The sequence below is a fragment of the Streptomyces sp. NPDC060366 genome, from assembly GCF_042725135.1.
Classification (GTDB): domain Bacteria; phylum Actinomycetota; class Actinomycetes; order Streptomycetales; family Streptomycetaceae; genus Streptomyces.
This window is the reverse complement of sequence record NZ_JBHXDC010000012.1, coordinates 61,095-79,137: the sequence shown is the minus strand read 5'-3', so window position 1 is coordinate 79,137 and position 18,043 is coordinate 61,095. Positions and strand designations below refer to the sequence as shown.

Annotated in this window: 17 protein-coding genes and 1 riboswitch; of the genes, 9 read left to right on the top strand and 8 right to left on the bottom strand. The window is 71.4% G+C overall.

The genetic code is table 11. The features are described from left to right. Window positions 1-18: 18 nt before the first annotated feature. The 3 genes from ACFWHU_RS26450 to ACFWHU_RS26440 all read right to left on the bottom strand — a co-directional run bounded on the left by ACFWHU_RS26450 (window position 19) and on the right by ACFWHU_RS26440 (window position 3,227). Window positions 19-939 carry a 1-phosphofructokinase family hexose kinase gene (locus ACFWHU_RS26450; protein ID WP_387227717.1) on the bottom strand — a complete coding sequence of 307 codons (921 nt, stop codon included), beginning with the start codon at window positions 937-939 and terminating at the stop codon, window positions 19-21. Between the two features lie 195 nt (window positions 940-1,134). Then, window positions 1,135-2,334: an N-acetylglucosamine-6-phosphate deacetylase gene (gene nagA, locus ACFWHU_RS26445; protein WP_387227715.1), complete on the bottom strand. Its 1,200-nt coding sequence runs from the start codon at window positions 2,332-2,334 to the stop codon at window positions 1,135-1,137. Beyond that, window positions 2,334-3,227: an ROK family protein gene (locus ACFWHU_RS26440; RefSeq protein WP_387227915.1), complete on the bottom strand. Its 894-nt coding sequence runs from the start codon at window positions 3,225-3,227 to the stop codon at window positions 2,334-2,336. The genes nagA and ACFWHU_RS26440 overlap by 1 nt, the downstream gene beginning before the upstream one ends. Before the next feature lie 335 nt (window positions 3,228-3,562). On the opposite strand from ACFWHU_RS26440, the gene ACFWHU_RS26435 reads away from it, so the two are divergent. From ACFWHU_RS26435 to ACFWHU_RS26420, 4 genes are all read left to right on the top strand, one after another. Continuing rightward, entirely contained in the window at window positions 3,563-4,783 is a 1,221-nt protein-coding gene (locus ACFWHU_RS26435; RefSeq protein ID WP_387227913.1) for an ABC transporter substrate-binding protein, read from the top strand. A 12-nt stretch (window positions 4,784-4,795) separates the two neighbouring features. After that, window positions 4,796-5,104: a DUF3263 domain-containing protein gene (locus ACFWHU_RS26430; RefSeq protein ID WP_385796537.1), complete on the top strand. Its 309-nt coding sequence runs from the start codon at window positions 4,796-4,798 to the stop codon at window positions 5,102-5,104. Between the two features lie 166 nt (window positions 5,105-5,270). Further along, on the top strand, window positions 5,271-6,113 hold the full coding sequence (gene otsB / locus ACFWHU_RS26425; RefSeq protein ID WP_385796540.1) for a trehalose-phosphatase: 843 nt from the start codon (window positions 5,271-5,273) through the stop codon (window positions 6,111-6,113). Between the two features lie 104 nt (window positions 6,114-6,217). Next, window positions 6,218-7,663 carry an SDR family NAD(P)-dependent oxidoreductase gene (locus ACFWHU_RS26420; RefSeq protein WP_387227713.1) on the top strand — a complete coding sequence of 482 codons (1,446 nt, stop codon included), beginning with the start codon at window positions 6,218-6,220 and terminating at the stop codon, window positions 7,661-7,663. A gap of 4 nt (window positions 7,664-7,667) precedes the next feature. On the opposite strand, the gene ACFWHU_RS26415 is transcribed toward ACFWHU_RS26420, so the two are convergent. From ACFWHU_RS26415 to ACFWHU_RS26405, 3 genes are all read right to left on the bottom strand, one after another. Beyond that, complete coding sequence (locus ACFWHU_RS26415) at window positions 7,668-9,092, bottom strand: trehalose-6-phosphate synthase (protein WP_385796543.1); 1,425 nt, start codon at window positions 9,090-9,092, stop codon at window positions 7,668-7,670. A gap of 59 nt (window positions 9,093-9,151) precedes the next feature. Beyond that, complete coding sequence (locus tag ACFWHU_RS26410) at window positions 9,152-9,274, bottom strand: hypothetical protein (RefSeq protein WP_385796546.1); 123 nt, start codon at window positions 9,272-9,274, stop codon at window positions 9,152-9,154. Window positions 9,275-9,393: 119 nt separating this feature from the next. Beyond that, on the bottom strand, window positions 9,394-10,335 hold the full coding sequence (locus ACFWHU_RS26405) for a glucosyl-3-phosphoglycerate synthase (RefSeq protein WP_385796549.1): 942 nt from the start codon (window positions 10,333-10,335) through the stop codon (window positions 9,394-9,396). 117 nt (window positions 10,336-10,452) lie between these two features. After that, a riboswitch (SAM riboswitch) is annotated at window positions 10,453-10,580 on the top strand. Window positions 10,581-10,596: 16 nt separating this feature from the next. On the opposite strand from ACFWHU_RS26405, the gene thrC reads away from it, so the two are divergent. The 4 genes from thrC to groL all read left to right on the top strand — a co-directional run bounded on the left by thrC (window position 10,597) and on the right by groL (window position 14,785). Next, on the top strand, window positions 10,597-11,922 hold the full coding sequence (gene thrC, locus ACFWHU_RS26400; protein ID WP_385796551.1) for a threonine synthase: 1,326 nt from the start codon (window positions 10,597-10,599) through the stop codon (window positions 11,920-11,922). Between the two features lie 40 nt (window positions 11,923-11,962). Continuing rightward, on the top strand, window positions 11,963-12,238 hold the full coding sequence (locus ACFWHU_RS26395; RefSeq protein ID WP_078076586.1) for a ubiquitin-like small modifier protein 1: 276 nt from the start codon (window positions 11,963-11,965) through the stop codon (window positions 12,236-12,238). Window positions 12,239-12,621: 383 nt separating this feature from the next. Beyond that, window positions 12,622-12,825 (top strand): cold-shock protein, encoded by a 204-nt coding sequence (locus tag ACFWHU_RS26390; RefSeq protein ID WP_005315736.1) that lies wholly within the window; start codon window positions 12,622-12,624, stop codon window positions 12,823-12,825. A 334-nt stretch (window positions 12,826-13,159) separates the two neighbouring features. Next, window positions 13,160-14,785, top strand: a complete 1,626-nt coding sequence (groL, locus tag ACFWHU_RS26385) for a chaperonin GroEL (RefSeq protein ID WP_078076587.1) — start codon at window positions 13,160-13,162, stop codon at window positions 14,783-14,785. Window positions 14,786-14,892: 107 nt separating this feature from the next. Here groL and ACFWHU_RS26380 read toward each other — a convergent pair whose 3' ends face one another. After that, entirely contained in the window at window positions 14,893-16,230 is a 1,338-nt protein-coding gene (locus ACFWHU_RS26380) for an erythromycin esterase family protein (RefSeq protein ID WP_387227709.1), read from the bottom strand. Window positions 16,231-16,366: 136 nt separating this feature from the next. Between ACFWHU_RS26380 and ACFWHU_RS26375 the strand changes: the two genes are divergently transcribed. Beyond that, window positions 16,367-17,365, top strand: a complete 999-nt coding sequence (locus ACFWHU_RS26375) for a superoxide dismutase (RefSeq protein WP_387227706.1) — start codon at window positions 16,367-16,369, stop codon at window positions 17,363-17,365. A 54-nt stretch (window positions 17,366-17,419) separates the two neighbouring features. On the opposite strand, the gene ACFWHU_RS26370 is transcribed toward ACFWHU_RS26375, so the two are convergent. Next, window positions 17,420-17,986 (bottom strand): hypothetical protein, encoded by a 567-nt coding sequence (locus ACFWHU_RS26370; RefSeq protein WP_387227704.1) that lies wholly within the window; start codon window positions 17,984-17,986, stop codon window positions 17,420-17,422. Window positions 17,987-18,043 lie beyond the last annotated feature (57 nt).

Genomic DNA, 18,043 nt, shown 5'->3' with positions numbered 1-18,043 from the left:
GTCACCGGGCCTGCCCGGTCACGGTGCTTGTTCCGTCACGGCGATCCGCGGCAGCAGGTCCGCGTACGCCTCCCGGTCGAACTCGCCCGCCGCGGGCGCCAGGACCGTCGCCGTGGAGAGCGCGACCGCCCTCGCGAGCCTCTCGGGCCACGGCAGCCGCTCCACGAGCCCCGACAGCAGCCCGGCCACCGCCGAGTCTCCCGCGCCCGTCGGATTGCCCCGCACGGCTTTCGGCGGTGCCGCCCGCCACGAGCCGTCCGGGGTCGCGGCGAGCAGCCCGGCGGCGCCGAGCGAGGCGACGACGGCACGGCCGCCGCGCCTGCGCGCGTCACGGGTCGCGCGCAGCGGTTCGCGCGAGCCGGTGAGCCGGGCCAGTTCGTCGGCGTTGGGCTTCACGAGGTCGGGGCGGGCGGCGATGCCCCGGCGCAGTGGTTCGCCGCTGGTGTCGAGGAGGACGGGCAGGTTCGCGGCGCGCGCGAGGCGGACCAGTTCCGCGTACGCGCCGACGTGGATGCCGGGCGGCAGGCTGCCGCACAGTGCCACGGCGTCCGCGCGGGCGGCGAGCCCTTCGTAGGAGGTGAGGAACGAGACCCACTCGGCGGGTGTGACGGTCGGGCCCGGTTCGTTCAGCTGGGTCGTGTCGCCGGTCGCCTCGTCGACGACGGCGATGGTGCGGCGCGTGGTGCCCGCGATGCCCACGAGCGCGTCCGACGGGCCCTCGGCGGCGAGCAGTTCACGCAGCGCGTCCCCGGTCCGGCCGCCGGCGAACCCGGTCACGACGGTCTCGTGGCCGAGCGCCGACAGCACACGGGCGACGTTGAGGCCCTTGCCGCCGGGCCGTTCGGAGACCTCGGCGACGCGGTTGGTGGCGTGCGGGGTGAGCGCGGCGGTGCGGTAGGTGATGTCGAGGGCGGTGTTGAGCGTGACCGTGAGGATCATGCGCGGTGCCCTCCCCTCGGGGGTGCGACGGGGGAGGGGCCGCCTGCCCGCTCCGTATCGGTCCTGATCATGCCAAAGCCGGGGCGGGCGTCCCAGCGGTGGGAGCGGAACGGATGACCGGACCCACCGGCCCGGTACTGACCTGACCCACCGGCCCGGTACTGACCTGACCCACCGGCCCGGCACCGGCCGGATCTACCGGCCCGGTTGGGGCTTGACCACCCATTCGCCCTTGCGCAGCACGCCCGCGATCGCGAAGTCCGCGTCCAGGATCACGAGGTCGGCGTCCTTGCCCGCCTCCAGCGAGCCGACCCGGTCGTCCACGCCCAGCAGCTTCGCCGGGTTGGCGGAGATCGCCCGCACGATGTCGGTGACCGGCAGCCGGTCGATCGTCGCCGCGCGTCTGAACGCGGTGTCCAGGGTCAGGGTCGAGCCCGCGATCGAACCGCCCACGGCGAGCCGCGCGACGCCGTCCTTGACCTCGACCTCCAGCGGCCCGAGTTGGTAGACGCCGTCACCGAAACCGGCCGCGTCCATCGCGTCCGTGATGAACGCGACCCGGCCCGCGCCGGCGCGGTGGAACGCCAGCTCCAGCGCCGCCGGATGCAGATGCGTGCCGTCGTTGATCAGCTCGACGGTGATCCGCTCGTCCTCCAGCAGCGCGGCGATCGGCCCCGGCGCGCGGTGGCCGAGCGGCGGCATCGCGTTGAACAGGTGCGTGGCGACCGTCGCGCCCGCGTCGATGGCCTCGACGGTCTGCTCGTACGTCGCGTCCGTGTGCCCGATCGCTGCGATCACGCCGTGCTCGACCAGCAGCCGTACGGAGTCGATGCCGCCCGGCAGTTCGGTCGCGAGGGTCACCATCCTGGCCGTGCCGCGGGCCGCGTCGAGGAGCTTGCGCACCTCGGCCGGGTCCGGGTCGCGCAGCAGCGCCTCGCTGTGCGCGCCCTTGCGGCAGGGCGAGATGAACGGCCCCTCGAAGTGGATGCCGGCGAGGTCGCCCTGCTCGACGAGTTCGGAGAGGAACCCGGCGCGCTGCGCGAGGAAGTCCATCTCGCCGGTGACGGTGGAGGCGACGAGCGTGGTGGTGCCGTGCTCCTGGTGCGTACGGACGCCCTTGAGGACGTCGTCCGCGCTGCCCGACGTGAAGGAAGCGCCGCCGCCGCCGTGGTTGTGCATGTCCACGAAGCCGGGCACCACCCAGTGGCCGGTCAGGTCGAGCGTCCCCGGGCCGGCGGCACCGTCGGACGCGGTCGCGTCTCCTACGGAGGAGGCGGCCGGCCCGGCCTCGGTGATACGTCCGCCCTCGACGCTCACCCGTCCGTTCTCCACGATCCCGGTCGGCAGCACCACCCGGGCCCCGGTGAGAACAGTGCTTTCGGCGCGTGCGGCCATCAGGCGGATACCTCCGTGGAGAGAAGATCCCAGGCGAGCAGCCCCGCGCCCAGGCATCCGGCGGTGTCCCCGAGGGCCGCCGGGACGATCTCGGGCAGCTTCTGGAACGTGACCCGCTCCTCGACCGCGGCCCGCAGGGGTGTGAACAACGTTTCCCCGGCCTCGGCGAGACCGCCACCGATGATCAGCCTTCGGGGGTCGAGCAGGGTGAGCGCGGTGACCAGCCCGGCCGCGAGCGCGTCGACGGCGTCCGCCCAGACCGCCAGGGCCCGCGGGTCGCCGGACGCGACGGCCTTCGCGCAGTCGGCGGCGTCGGCCTCCGGATCACCACTGGCCGCCGCCCACGCCCGGGTCACGGCCGCCGCCGAAGCGAGCGTCTCCATGCAGCCGGTCTGTCCGCAGCCGCACACGGGCCCGTCGGGCCGGACCACCACATGCCCGATCTCGCCCGCGTAGCCGTGAGCGCCCGCCTCTATGGTCCCGTCGATGCCGATGGCGCCCGCGATGCCGGTGCCGAGGGGGACGAAGAAGAACCGGTCCGAGCCCTTGCCCGCGCCGATCCGCCCCTCGGCCAGTCCGCCGGTGCGTACGTCGTGCCCGAGCGCGACGGGTACACCGCCCAGCCGCGCCGCCAGCAGATCGCGCAGCGGCACGTCGCGCCAGCCGAGGTTCGCCGCGTACAGCGCGATCCCGCGCTCGGCGTCGACGATGCCCGGTACCGCCACTCCGGCGGCGACCGCGCTCTCGCCCAAGTGCTCGACGCCGTACGCGCGCAGATCCGCCGCGAAGCCGAGGATGGTCTCGACGATCGCGTCGGGGCCGCGCTCCCTGTCGGTCGCGCGGCGCGCTTCGTACAGCAGCGCGCCGTCCGTCCCGACCAGGGCGGCCTTCATACCGGTGCCGCCCACATCCAGGGCGATGACGTGTCTCACAAGCGCATTCTCGCGCGAAAACCCAAGAAAGGTCTAGTCCACTGTGCGGGATTGTTGCCAGCCCATACAAAGCCTTCGCCAAACCTGACCGGCGGGGGAAGTTGCCGAAGCGATACGGGGCTGGTGTAGACCTCCGACGGCACATGGGGGAAAATCGCAGCTCGTCAACGCAGGACGTCGCGGGGGACCGACTGGGACAACGAACGCCGTAAAGACGGCCGAGTGAATACAAGGGTGGGAAAAGAGCTGTGCAGCAGCGCTTCCTGAGGCATACCGCGGCGATAGCCGCACTGGGCATGACGATGGCGCTGAGCGGCTGCGGCAGCTCCAGCGGTTCAGGTGACGTCACCCTGAAAGTGGTCGCGGCGGACTACGGCAACAGCGCCGCCAACAGCTCGGAGAAGTACTGGAACAGCCTGGCCAAGGAGTTCGAGTCCAAGAACCCGGGCATCAAGGTCGACGTCGACGTCCGTTCCTGGAAGACCGTGGACGCCGACGTGGCGAAGATGGTCCGGGACGGTGAGGCGCCCGACATCGCGCAGATCGGCGCCTACGCCGACTACGTGAAGAAGGAAGAGCTGTACAGCGCGGACGAGCTGCTCTCCATTCCCACGCAGGCGAACTTCCTCTCCCGCTTCGCGGACGCCGGAAAGGTCGACCAGACCCAGTACGGAATGCCGTTCGTCGCCAGCACGCGGCTCCTCTTCTACAACAAGGGCCTCTTCGCGGCGGCCGGTCTCTCCGCGCCGCTGGACTGGGACGACATCAAGTCGGACGCCGAGGCGCTCAAGGCGCAGGACGTGCCGACCCCGTTCGCCCTTCCGCTCGGCCCCGAGGAGGCGCAGGCGGAGACGATGATGTGGATGCTCAGCGGTGGCGGCGGCTACACGGACGCCACCGACGGCTCGTACGCGGTCGACTCGGAGACGAACGTCAAGACCTTCGAATGGCTCCAGAAGGAGCTGGTCGGCAAGGGCCTCACCGGCTCCGTACCGCCCGGCGAACTGGACCGCGCCGACGCCTTCAAGGCGTTCACGAGCGGCAAGGTCGGCATGCTCAACGGGCACCCGACGATGATGCAGGAGGCCGAGAAGGCCGGCGTCGATGTCGGGATGGTGCCGCTGCCCGGTATCAACGGCAAGTCCAAGGCGACGATGGGTGTCGCCGACTGGATCATGGCCTTCAAACAGGCCGGCCACCGCGAACAGGCGGGCAAATTCCTCGACTTCACCTTCGAGGACAAGAACGTGATGGACTTCGTCGGGCAGTACGACCTCCTGCCGGTCACCTACAGCGCGTCCGAGACGATGGTGGCGGACGACGAGCACAAGGAGCTGCGGAAGTTCCTGGAGGCGCTGCCCACCGCCGAGCTGTACCCGTTCGGCAAGACGTCGTGGGCGGGTGTCAGCGACGACATCAAGAAGAACATCGGCAAGACGGTGCAGCCCGGCGCGGTGCCGTCGGAGATCCTGGCGAGGATCGGCCGTGACGCGACGACGGCGGAGAACGCCGAGTAGCGTGGCAGCCCTATGACCGCCGCATCCATACCCGAGCCCGAGTCCGAGTCCGGGCCCGAGGGCACGCCGCAGGAGGACCGTGGTCCCGCCGGCCGGTCGGAACTGACCGAGCGGGACCGCGCCGTCCTCGCCGTGGAGAAGCGCTCCTGGCCGGGCCCCGGCGCCAAGGAGCGCGTCATCAGGGAGCGGCTCGGCATCTCGCCCACCCGCTACTACCAGCTGCTGGGCGCGCTCATCGACGACCCGCTGGCCCTGGTCCACGACCCGGTGACGGTCAACCGTCTGCGCCGGATCAGGGACGCCCGCCGCGCGAGCCGCTGAGCACGACAACGGCCTGGGCGGCGACAGGGCCGGGCACCATCAAGCCCGTCCGGCGTTCGAGGACGAACCGGCCACCGGACGGACCCGGTGGACCGAACCCGGCCACCGCACCGGCTCCGCACCAGTAGGGCAGGCCCCGGCTCCCCTTCGCGGATAGGCTCGGCGCATGGGCAGTCATCCGCACCCCCTGCCGACCCCCGTCACCCCCGCCGGCGCCGAAGGACTGGCCGCGCTTCTCGCGCGGCCCGGGAAAGCCGTCGTCGCGCTCGACTTCGACGGCACGCTCGCCGACATAGTCCCCGACCCCGAACAGGCCCGCGCCCACCCCGGCGCGGTCCCCGCGCTCGTCGCCCTCGCCCCGCACGTGGCGTCCGTCGCGGTGATCACCGGCCGTCCGGCCGATGTCGCCGTACGGTACGGCGGCTTCGCCGGAGTACCCGGCCTGGAACACCTCGTCGTCCTCGGCCACTACGGCGCCGAACGCTGGGACGCGGTCAGCGGCGCCGTACAGGCTCCCGAGCCGCACCCCGGAGTCGCCGCCGTCCGCGCCGAACTCCCCGGACTCCTCGACCAGTTCGACTCCTGGCGCGGCGCGTGGATCGAGGAGAAGGGCCGGGCGGTCGCGGTCCACACCCGCCGCGCCACTGACCCGCAGGGGGCCTTCGACGCCCTGCGTGAACCGCTCGCCGACCTGGCGGCCCGGCACGGCCTGATGCTCGAACCGGGCCGCCTCGTGCTGGAGCTGCGCCCGCCGGGCATGGACAAGGGCGTGGCCCTGGAGGAGTACGTCCGCGAGGTCGGCGCCGAGACGGTCGTCTACGGAGGCGACGACCTCGGAGACCTCCCGGCCTTCGCGGCGGTCGACACCCTGCGCGACAACGGCCATCCGGGTCTGCTGCTGTGCAGTGGTACGGGCGAGGTCCCCGAACTCGCCGCGAGGGCCGACCTGGTGCTGCCGGGCCCGGGAGCGCTGACCGACTTCCTCGCCTCGGTGGCCGCCCGCCTCTGACGGCGCGGAGGCCGGAGCGCGGGCGCCGGGCGGAAACGCGGGCGACACCCGGCGTCCGGCTCCCGCATCATGGTCGTTCGGTGTGAGCGGGGGGCGAGGGCTCGATGAACGACGGCTTGATGGACGGCCCGACGGACGACCTGACGGACGACCGGATACAGGCGACGCTGGAGTTGCTGAACGAGGCACGGGACCTGTCGATCGAGGATCCCCGGCGCGAGCGGCTTGAGCGGGCCGCCAGCGGGCTCTTCCGGGACGGGCGGCGCAAACGCCGCTCGGCCACCCGGGGCGCCCGCGCGGCGGCGGACGCCGGGATCCAGGCCGGCACCGTCATGGGCGCGCCGGACCGGACGATGGACGCGCCACTGGGCGGCGTGAATCCGGAGCGGGACGACCGGTCCGTGGGCGAGTTGGGGCGCCCCCAGCGCTGCTACGTCTGCAAGGACCACTACCGGCGGATCCACCACTTCTACCACCGGCTCTGCCCCGACTGCGCCCGCGACAACCTCACCCGCCGCCGCGCCCGCACCGATCTGACCGGGCACCGCGCGCTGCTGACCGGCGGACGCGTCAAGATCGGCTACCAGCTCGCGCTGATGCTGCTGCGTGACGGCGCCGATCTCACCGTGACCACCCGCTTCCCGCAGGACGCGATACGGCGCTTCGCGGCGGCGCCCGACTCCGCCGACTGGTGGGACCGGCTGCGCGTGGCCGCACTCGACCTGCGCGATCCCCGGCAGGTGCTGGCCTTCACCGACCATCTGCTGGCCGAGGCAAGGCCGTTGGACATCCTGATCAACAACGCGGCCCAGACGCTGCGCCGTTCGCCGCGCGCCTACTCCGCCCTGGCCGCCGCCGAGGCCGCACCGGCGCGCACGGCGCTGCCGGCCGCCGAAGCGCCCGCCGTGTGGACCGCCCCCGACTTCAGCGTCCCCGGCGCCGCGAACACCGGGTTGGCGGGCCGGTCCTGGGCCGCCGGGCTCGTGCCCCGTACCACCGGTGCACCCGCGACCGCCGGTTCCGTGCTCGCCGCCGTGGACGAGGCAGGGCTGCTGACCGAGACCGCCGCCGAGAACTCCTGGACCGCCCGGCTCGGTGACATCGACCCGGCCGAGATGCTGGAGGTCCAACTGGTCAACGCGGTGGCCCCGTTCCTGCTCGCCGACCGGCTGCTGCCCCTGCTGGAGTCCTCACCCCGGGCGCGGCGCTATCTGCTCAACGTGTCCGCCGTCGAGGGCCAGTTCACCGTCCACAAGAAGACGAGCGGCCACCCCCACACCAACATGGCGAAGGCCGCCCTCAACATGCTCACCCGCACCAGCGCCGCCGGCCTGGCCGAGCGCGGCATCCACGTGTGCAGCGTCGACACCGGCTGGGTCACCGACGAGAAACCCCTGCCCGCCAGGGAGCGGCACGCCGCCACCGGCTGGCGCCCGCCGCTGGACATCGTGGACGGCGCGGCGCGGATCTACCACCCGATCGTGCAGGGGCAGGCGGGCAGCCCCGTCCACGGCGTACTGCTCAAGGACTACCGGCCCGTCGCCTGGTAGGCGCTCAGCCGTTCCGCAGCGCCTCCAACTGGTCCAGGAACCACCGCTGCGGCGGCAGCGCCGTCGCGGCGGCGGCCAGGCGCTTCGTCCGCGCTGTACGGTCGTCGTCGTCCATCGTCAGGGCCTCGTGCAGGGCCGCCGCCGTGGCCGACACGTCGTACGGGTTCACCACCAGCGCGTCGTCGCCCAGCTCCTCGTACGCGCCCGCCTCGCGCGACAGCACCAGCGCGCAGCCCGTCTCCGAGACGACCGGGATCTCCTTCGCGACCAGGTTCATACCGTCGCGGATCGGGTTGACCAGCGCCACGTCCGCGAGGCGGTACGCGGCGAGCGAGCGCGCGAAGTCGTCCTTGACGTGCAGCACCACCGGCGTCCAACCGGGCGTGCCGTAGGCGGAGTTGATCTCGTCGGCCACCTCCTGGACACGGGCCGTGTAGTCGCGGTAGACCGCCAGGTCCTGCCGGGACGGATAGGCGAACGCCACATGCGTGACCCGCTCGCGCCACTCCGGACGGTCCGTCAGCAACTGCCGGTAGGCGAGCATCCCGCGCACGATGTTCTTCGACAGCTCCGTGCGGTCCACCCGCACGATCGTCCTGCGCGGCGCGCCGTCCGGGCCGCCGATCTGCTCCCGCAGCTCGGCCAGCCGCTCGTCGACGTCGGGCCGGTGCGCACGCTCCCGCAGGAAGTCCGCGTCGGCGCCCAGGCCGTGCACCCCGATCTGCGTTTTCCCCGTCCCGCCCAGCAGCTCCGTACAGCACGCGGTGAACGCGTCGGCCCAGCGGTGGGTCAGGAACGCGGCCCGGTCGGCGCCGAGGATGCCGCGCAGCAGTTGGCGCGCGATGTCGTCGGGCAGCAGCCGGAAGTAGTCGACCGGGGCCCACGGCGTGTGCGAGAAGTGCCCGATCCGCAGATCGGGCCGCAGCGCCCGGAGCATGCCCGGCACCAGGGCCAGGTGGTAGTCCTGGACCAGGACGGCCGCGCCGTCGCCGGCCTCGTCGGCCAGGGCCTCGGCGAACGCGCGGTTGTACGCCTCGTAGGACGCCCATCGCGCCCGGAAGTCCGAGTCGAAGGCCGGCTCCAGGGGAGTTTGGTAGAGCAGGTGATGGACGAACCAGAGCGTGGAGTTCGCGACGCCGTTGTACGCGTCCGCGTAGACCTCCGGCGGGATGCCGAGCATCCTGACCCGCTGCCCGCCCGTGTCGCCGGTGTCCAGCCGGCCGCCGGTGCGCCGCACGGCCTCGCGGTCGCCGTCACCGAGGGCCGCGCACACCCACACCGCGTTCGTGTCGGGCCCGATGGCCGAGAGACCCGAGACGAGCCCGCCGCCGCCGCGCCCGGAGGTCAGCTCGCCGTCCTCACCGAGCGTGTACGAGACGGGGCCGCGATTGGACGCGACGAGAACCTGGGCGGCTTGCTCGGAGACCATGTGCCGAAATCTAGCCCGTCGCACAAACGCTCAAACGTACGGATTCAGGTCGGCGAGGATCAGCCACGCCCCCGGCCCCGGCTCGCCGCCAGCGCCACCACCCCGGCGCCCACGAGGGCGAGGGCCACGCCGCCCAGCAGCCAGAGCTGTTCCGTGGTCAGGGTCACCGCGCTCATCGCCATACCGGGCAATATACGCAAATCATACGAACGGACCGGTAATGCCACGCGGCGACGCCCGGCAACCGGACGGGCCCGGTGAGACCGTCACGGCACGCCCTGCGCCCTTACGCCCTACGCCCCTACGCCGCGCGCCGCGCCGTGTACTCCGCGATCTCCCGCATCGGCGGCCGCTCCTCCGTGTCCACCGCGTGCGTACGCGGCTCGAAGCCGCCCTCGCCCCGCTCGAACTGCGTCAGCGCCGGCCGCACCAGATGCCCCCGCGACAGCCGCAGCTGCGCCGTCCGGTAGATCGCCGCCGCCATCCGCCCCAGCGCCTGCCCGTCCTGGTGCCGGTGCCTGCGCACCCCGACGTCGACCTGGCCCAGCGCGTCCAGCCCCACCGTGTGCAGCGCGTCCACGAGCAGCCCCAGCTCCACCCCGTAACCGACCGGGAACGGCAGCCGCTCCAGCAGCGAGCGCCGTACCGCGTACTCGCCGCCCAGCGGCTGCACGAATCCCGCGAGCAGCGGCCAGTGCAGATTCAGCAGCGGACGCGCCACCAGCTCCGTCACCCGGCCGCCCTGGCCCGGCTCGTCGCCGAGCGGACGGTCGTACATCGCCTTCACGAACAGCACGTCCGGCTCGGTCAGCAGCGGCCCCACGATCCCCGACACGAAATCCGCCGAGAAGTCCTTCAGGTCCGCGTCCACGAAACAGACGATGTCGCCGCTCGTCACCAGCAGCGAGCGCCACAGCACCTCGCCCTTGCCCGGCACGGCCGGCAGCCTCGGCAGGATGTCGTCCCGGTGCACCACGCGCGCCCCGGCCGCCGCCGCGACCTCCCCCGTACGGTCGGTCGAGCCCGAGTCGATCACCACCAGCTCGTCGACGAGCGGCGCCGGGCCCGACATCAGTTCGCGCCGGATCACCGACACGATCCGGCCGACCGTCGCCGCCTCGTTCAGGGCCGGGAGCACCACGCTGACCTGCGTACCCTGCTTCGCCGCGGCCAGCAGACCGAGCGGCCGGTCCGCCGCGGACCAGGACCGCCGGGCCAGCCAGCGCTCCACCTCTTCCAGCACGTGATCTCCATCTCGCGGATCGGACGAGGCCTTCAACCGTCCAGGGGTTCGGTTACAGTCTTGAACAACGCGGATGACCGTCGCACGTCGGGGGTCGTCAGGCTGACAATCGAATACCGCTCATCCAGAGGGGCAGAGGGAACGGCCCGTTGAAGCCCCGGCAACCCTCCCGCCGACCGCGAGGTCACGGTGGGGAAGGTGCCAATTCCGTCTCGCGGCGAGATGCGTCGCGAGGAAGATGAGGAAAGGGCCCTCGCCTTCATGGCTGTGCAGACTGTTTCCAACACCGACGACGCCGCCACCGCCACCGGATCAGCAGCATCCGACGCCGGCACCGTGGACCTCGGACCCGCCGCCGCCCTCTCGTGCCGCGAATGCGGGGAACGCTTCGAACTCGGCCCGATCTTCGCCTGTCAGAGCTGTTTCGGCCCTCTCGAAGTGGCCTACGACCTGCCGACGGGCGACCCCGAGGACCTGAAGAAGCGCATCGCCGCGGGTCCCGACAACATCTGGCGCTACGCCCCGCTGCTGCCCGTCCCCGCCGACGTCGCGTCGAAGCCGAACATCAACCCCGGCTTCACCAAGCTCGTCAAGGCCGACAACCTCGCCCGTGAGCTGGGCGTCACCGGCGGCCTCTACGTGAAGGACGACTCCGGCAACCCGACGCACTCCTTCAAGGACCGCGTCGTCGCCATCGCCGTCGAGGCGGCGCGCGCCTTCGGCTTCACCACGCTCTCCTGCTCCTCCACCGGCAATCTCGCGGGCGCCGTCGGAGCCGCCGCGGCCCGCGCCGGCTTCCGCTCCTGTGTGTTCATCCCGCACGACCTGGAGCAGGGCAAGGTCGTCATGGCCGCGATCTACGGCGGTGAACTCGTCGGCATCGAGGGCAACTACGACGACGTCAACCGCTTCTGCTCGGAGCTCATCGGCGACCCGCTGGGCGAGGGCTGGGGCTTCGTCAACGTCAACCTCCGCCCGTACTACGGCGAGGGCTCGAAGACCCTCGCGTACGAGATCTGCGAGCAGCTCGGCTGGGTGCTGCCCGACCAGCTCGTCATCCCCGTCGCGTCCGGCTCGCAGCTGACGAAGATCGACAAGGGGCTCAAGGAGCTGATCGCGCTCGGCCTGGTCGAGGACAAGCCGTACAAGATCTTCGGCGCGCAGGCCGAGGGCTGTTCGCCGGTGTCCGTCGCCTTCAAGGCCGGTCACGACGTCGTACGGCCGCAGAAGCCGAACACGATCGCCAAGTCGCTGGCGATCGGCAACCCGGCCGACGGCCCGTACGTCCTGGACATCGCCCGCCGCACGGGCGGCGCCGTGGAGGACGTGAACGACGAGCAGGTCGTCGACGCGATCAAGCTGCTCGCGCGGACCGAGGGGATCTTCGCCGAGACGGCGGGCGGGGTGACCGTGGGCGTGACGCGCAAGCTCATCGAGGCGGGTCTGCTCGACCCGGCGCTCACGACGGTCGTGCTGAACACCGGTGACGGGCTCAAGACGCTGGACGCCGTCGCGCCGACGACGGGGCCGACCGCGACGATCCCGCCGAGCCTCGACGCGTTCCGCGCCGCCGGTCTGGCGCGTTGAGCACCTCACCAACCCGCTACTTCCCGGAAGGCAGAAACCGATGAGCGTGAACGTCCGCATCCCCACCATCCTCCGTACGTACACCGGCGGGAAGGCCGAGGTCCCGGCCGAGGGCACGACCCTCTCCCAGGTCATCGAGTCCCTGGAGACCAACCACCCGGGCATCGCCGCCCGCGTCCTGGACGACCAGGGCAAGCTCCGGCGCTTCGTCAACGTGTACGTGAACGACGACGACGTCCGCTTCGAGCAGGGCCTGGAGACCGCCACTCCGGACGGTGCCGGCATCTCGATCATCCCGGCGGTCGCCGGAGGCTGAACGTACGGCCGGACGTACGGCCGAACAGCACGCACGGTGAACGGTGTTGCCCCCTCCGCAAGAGAAACGGAGGGGGCAATTCCATGAGGTTGAACGCGGTACAGTTGGGGTAGCCCCGCCGCCGCCTGTGCCACGAGCATATGAGTTCGCGACAAGATGCGGTCAAAGTGTGGACGCTGTTTGCGCGGTTCCTTGCGCTTTGCCCGGCCCGACTTGCCCCTGGTGGCCCGGCAATTCACCCCTTTGCGTGTTCGGCCATGCCCATAATTCTCGTCCGATTGACCTGTTGCAGAGGGCAGTTGGGCAGATACATTCAGCCGCGGTCGACGCGTTCCGGCGCGAAGTGCGGTCCCGCGCAGGGGCCAGTAATAGGGGAGTTGGGCATGGCTCAGGGCACCGTCAAGTGGTTCAACGCGGAGAAGGGCTACGGCTTCATCGCGGTCGACGGTGGTGCGGATGTTTTCGTCCACTACAGCGCGATCCAGATGGACGGCTACCGCACCCTTGAAGAAGGTCAGCGAGTTGAGTTCGAGATCTCGCAGGGCCAGAAGGGTCCGCAGGCGGACATGGTCAAGCTCGCCGTCTGATCCCGGCGCGATCGGCCAACGACGCACTCACGGACGAGGGGCCCGTATCCCGGCAGGGGATACGGGCCCCTCGTGCGTGCGCGCGGGGGGCGTGCGCGAGGCGTGCGCGGGTCCTGCGCTTGCTCTGTGGTCACTCGGGAGTCGCTTGCACTCTCGGGGGTCGAGTGCTAATCATTGGCGTTAGCACTCTGCAGGTGAGAGTGACAACTTATGGACCGGGTCAGCGAGGCCCGAGAGCCTGTGGGGCAAGGAACCGCAGGGCTCTCAGGCCGTCCGTCGCGGGCGCGGACACGGTCCGGAGCAATCCACCCCCTGTCCGGGAGGACCACTTCACATGGCCAAGATCATCGCGTTCGACGAGGAGGCACGGCGCGGTCTCGAGCGCGGGATGAACCAGCTCGCCGACGCCGTCAAGGTCACCCTTGGCCCCAAGGGCCGAAACGTCGTCCTCGAGAAGAAGTGGGGCGCCCCCACGATCACCAACGATGGTGTTTCCATCGCCAAGGAGATCGAGCTCGAGGACCCGTACGAGAAGATCGGCGCCGAGCTGGTCAAGGAAGTCGCCAAGAAGACGGACGACGTCGCCGGTGACGGTACGACCACCGCGACCGTCCTGGCCCAGGCCCTGGTCCGCGAGGGCCTGCGCAACGTGGCCGCCGGCGCCAACCCGATGGCCCTCAAGCGCGGTATCGAGAAGGCCATCGAGGCCGTCTCCGGTGCGCTTCTCGAGCAGGCCAAGGACGTGGAGACCAAGGAGCAGATCGCTTCGACGGCCTCCATCTCCGCCGCCGACACCCAGATCGGCGAGCTCATCGCCGAGGCGATGGACAAGGTCGGCAAGGAAGGCGTCATCACCGTCGAGGAGTCGCAGACCTTCGGGCTCGAGCTTGAGCTCACCGAGGGCATGCGCTTCGACAAGGGTTACATCTCGGCGTACTTCGCCACCGACATGGAGCGTATGGAGGCGTCGCTCGACGACCCGTACATCCTGATCGTCAACTCCAAGATCGGCAGCGTCAAGGACGTTCTGCCGCTCCTGGAGAAGGTCATCCAGTCGGGCAAGCCGCTGCTGATCATCGCCGAGGACGTCGAGGGCGAGGCGCTCTCCACCCTCGTCGTCAACAAGATCAAGGGCACCTTCAAGTCCGTCGCCGTCAAGGCCCCGGGCTTCGGTGACCGCCGCAAGGCGATGCTGAACGACATCGCCATCCTCACGGGCGGCACGGTCATCTCCGAGGAGGTCGGCCTCAAGCTGGAGAACGCCGGTCTCGACCTGCTGGGCCGCGCCCGCAAGGTCGTCATCACCAAGGACGAGACCACCATCGTCGACGGTGCCGGTGACAGCGAGCAGGTCGCCGGTCGCGTGAACCAGATCCGCGCCGAGATCGAGAACTCGGACTCGGACTACGACCGCGAGAAGCTCCAGGAGCGCCTCGCGAAGCTGGCCGGCGGCGTGGCCGTCATCAAGGCCGGCGCCGCGACCGAGGTCGAGCTCAAGGAGCGCAAGCACCGCATCGAGGACGCGGTGCGCAACGCCAAGGCCGCCGTCGAGGAGGGCATCGTCGCCGGTGGTGGCGTGGCTCTGCTCCAGGCTTCCTCGGTGTTCGAGAAGCTGGAGCTCGAAGGCGACGAGGCGACGGGCGCCGCTGCCGTCAAGCTCGCGCTGGAGGCCCCGCTCAAGCAGATCGCGGTCAACGCGGGTCTTGAGGGTGGCGTCATCGTCGAGAAGGTCCGCAACCTCAAGATCGGTCACGGCCTGAACGCCGCGACCGGCGAGTACGTGGACATGATCGCCGAGGGCATCATCGACCCCGCGAAGGTCACGCGCTCCGCGCTGCAGAACGCGGCGTCCATCGCGGCGCTGTTCCTCACCACCGAGGCCGTCATCGCCGACAAGCCGGAGAAGGCCGGCGCCGGCGGCGCGCCGGGCGGCATGCCGGGCGGTGACATGGACTTCTGATCGACCTCCGGTCGATCGGCAGTCCTGCACGGATTGACGAACCGAGGGCGGCACTCCCGAAAGGGGGTGCCGCCCTCGGGGCGTTCGGCTGCCTCCCCGCCCCCGGTCTACGGCCGGTGCTGCGGGATCGGGCGGGAGTCGGTCGAGACCGCGACGTAACCCACGCCGTCGTACTCGTCCGACAGCCGGAGCGGGGTGGTGTCGCGGCGGTAGTACCAGCGCGTCACCAGCGCGCCGAAGGTTCGCGTCCCGTGCGTGGCCCCCACCCACTCCCGTACGGCGCGCGGCGTGTCCTCGGCGTCGGCGGGGCGCAGGTCCAGCAGATGGTCCCGCGGTGTGGCGGCGGCCAGTTGGGCCTCCACGGTGTTCGCGGGGGCGGCGCCGATGGAGTTGCCCTCGGCGGCCCGGCCCGTCAGTCCGCCGACGCCGCTCCAGGGGCCCGGCCAGATGCGGTGGGCGCGGAAGGAGCCCGAGCCGAAGAGGAGCCCGAGGGCGTAGTACGCGTCGCCGTACCGCTCGCGCAGGTGCCGGCCGAGCGGCGGGACGCCGCCGGAGGTACGGCCCTTCGCGACATGGCCGTTGTGGCCCCAGAGCACCACCTTGGCCGCCGGGTCGCCGTCCAGGACGTCCTCGACGGCCTCCGCCATGTACCGGTCGCGTGCGGCCTGGACGGTCCGTTCCGGGTCCGGGTGCTGTGCGTTGCGCGTCACCAGATCGGCGGCCCGGACCAGGTTCCGGGCGTGCCGTACCGCCACGGCCCCCGCCGGGGTGTCGGGCTTGTCGTAGCCGCGTACGAACTCCAGCAGACTCGTGGCCTCGCGCATCAGCTTCTGCTCGGGGTCGGGGAGCGAGCCCGGATAGGCGGTGGCGAGCACGCCGAGCGTGGAGTGCAGGGCCGGCAGCCGGTCCGGCGCCACGCTGGTCAGGAACGCCTCGAGCACCGCGAGCGAATCCCCGGACCGCTGCGGGTCGATGCCGACGAAGCGGACCTTGTCGTCGTCCGGACGCCCGTCGTTGTACGCGCGCATCCACTTGATCGTGGCCAGGACCTCTTCGGTCCGCCAGGTCCAGAACCCCAGCCCGGTCAGCACCCGTTCGGGGTCGCCGACTCCTTCGCGTACGTACGCGTCGACGGCCGGACCGGCGGACGCGCTCGCCTCCATGGCCAGCACGGTGAAGCCCAGTTCGGTGACCAGGTACTCCAGCAGGCGGTGCTTGAGCTGCAAGAACTCACGGGTGCCGCGGGTGGACTCGCCCAGCCCCACGATCCGTACGCCGTCGAGGACCCGCCCGAGCGGCCGGAGGTCGTCGGTCGGCGCGCCGGCGGTCAGGCCGCCGCTCAGCGGTAGGGCGTTCCGTGACAGCCATGCCGTCACCGTCGCCCCTGCCGTCGCCGTCGTCTCCGACGCCTCGGCGGACATGGTCTCCCGATCATTCGCTGGCATGCCGCCGAGGCTACAGCCGGGACGGTCCGCCTCCGGCACCGGGAACTCGGTGGCGGGCGCGGCGCGTTACGTGCGCATAGCGCACCGGAGTTGTCCCTGTCCCCAGGTACCCCCGAAGCCCCGGAGGCTCAACACCATGCCCCTGACACCCCCCGACTCCTCCCGCCCCAGCCGCCGTGCCGTGCTCGGCGGCGCCGCGGCGGCCACGCTGGCGCTCGCCGCGACGGCGGCCGGTGCGGGTACGGCCACGGCGCACACCCGGCCCGGCCGTCCCGAAAGCCCCGGCCGTCCCGCTTGGCCCGCCGAGTTCGCGCTGCCCAACGGCTTCCGTCCCGAGGGCATCGCCATCGGCAGTGGCCCGTACGCCTACATGGGCTCCCTCGTGGACGGCTCCGTCCGCCGCGCCGACCTGCGCACCGGTGAGGGCCGTACCGTCCTGGCGGGCGCGACCGGCGCGGCGGCCACCGGCCTGAAGCTCGACCGTGACGGGCTGCTCTACATCTCGGGCGGCCTGAGCGCCTCCATCCGCGTGCTCGACACCCGTACGAACCGGCTCACCGCCACGTACCAGCCGACGACGGCCGGCTTCGTCAACGACGTGATCCTGTACGGCGACCGCGCCTGGTTCACCAACTCGCACGCCCCCGTGATCTACACCGTCCCGCGCGGTCACGGCAGACGCGGCGCCGATGTCCGCGAAGTCCCGCTCGGCGGCGACTGGGAACAGGGGCCCGCCGGCGGCATCAGCGCCAACGGCATCGAGACGACGCCCGACGGCCGCGCCCTGATCGTGGTCAACAGCCCGGCGGGCAAGCTGTTCCGTGTGGATCCGAGGACCGGGCACGCCACGGTCATCACACTCCGGGGCGCGGACGGCGTCGTCAACGGCGACGGCCTGCTGCGCGTCGGCCGCACGCTGTACGTGGTGCAGAACCGCCTCAACGTCATCACGGTCTTCGACCTGGACTCCCGCGCCCGCACGGCGACGCTGCGCCGCTCCATCACCGACCCCCGCTTCGACGTACCCACGACCGCGGCCCGCCTCGGCGACCGCCTCTACCTCGTCAACGCCCGCTTCACGACACCTCCGACACCGGAGACGACGTACAACGCGGTGGCCGTACCGCTGCGCTGAGCCAGGGACCGTCGAGTGAGGCGCATCGGGCTCCGCCGCGAGTCCGGTGCACCCTCAGCCGGGGGACATGCCCCGTTCGAGATCGCCCGCGTGGCGCATGCGGTGCTCGGTCTCGGCCACGACGAGGTGGGGGCAGGCGCGCCGCAGGGCCTCGACCAGCGGTGCGATGTGGGCCGAGGTGATGTGCGGTGCCTGGTACGTGGTGTGGGACGCCTTGCCCAGCTCCAGAAGCAGCACCATCTCGTCGGTCTCCCAGGACTCGTCGTCGTCTCCGTCATCCACGAAGACCGGTGAGACGAGTCCGACCTGGAGCGGGCGCACCGCGGTCACCGCGTCGAGAGGGTAGGCGCGGGTACGCCCGTACCGCTGCCGCAGCAGCAACCGCCGCCCGCCTTCCGTCTCCACCCGCACCTCGACCACCGACCGCCATGTACGCACCCAGGCCGGTCCCGACATCGCGAGTCCGACGACGGTCCAGAGCCCCAGCAGGCAGGCCACGACCGGTGCGACAAAGGAGAACAGGACCGTCAACGGCGGCAGGACGCCGACCGCGACGGCTCCCTCTTCGTAGATCCAGGGCTCCTTGTGCCGAGCCCGCCAACGGAACGCCGTATTCCTCATGCCGTCCATGAAGCCAGGACCGACGCCCACGGCACAAGGCTCCGGCGGACACGGACG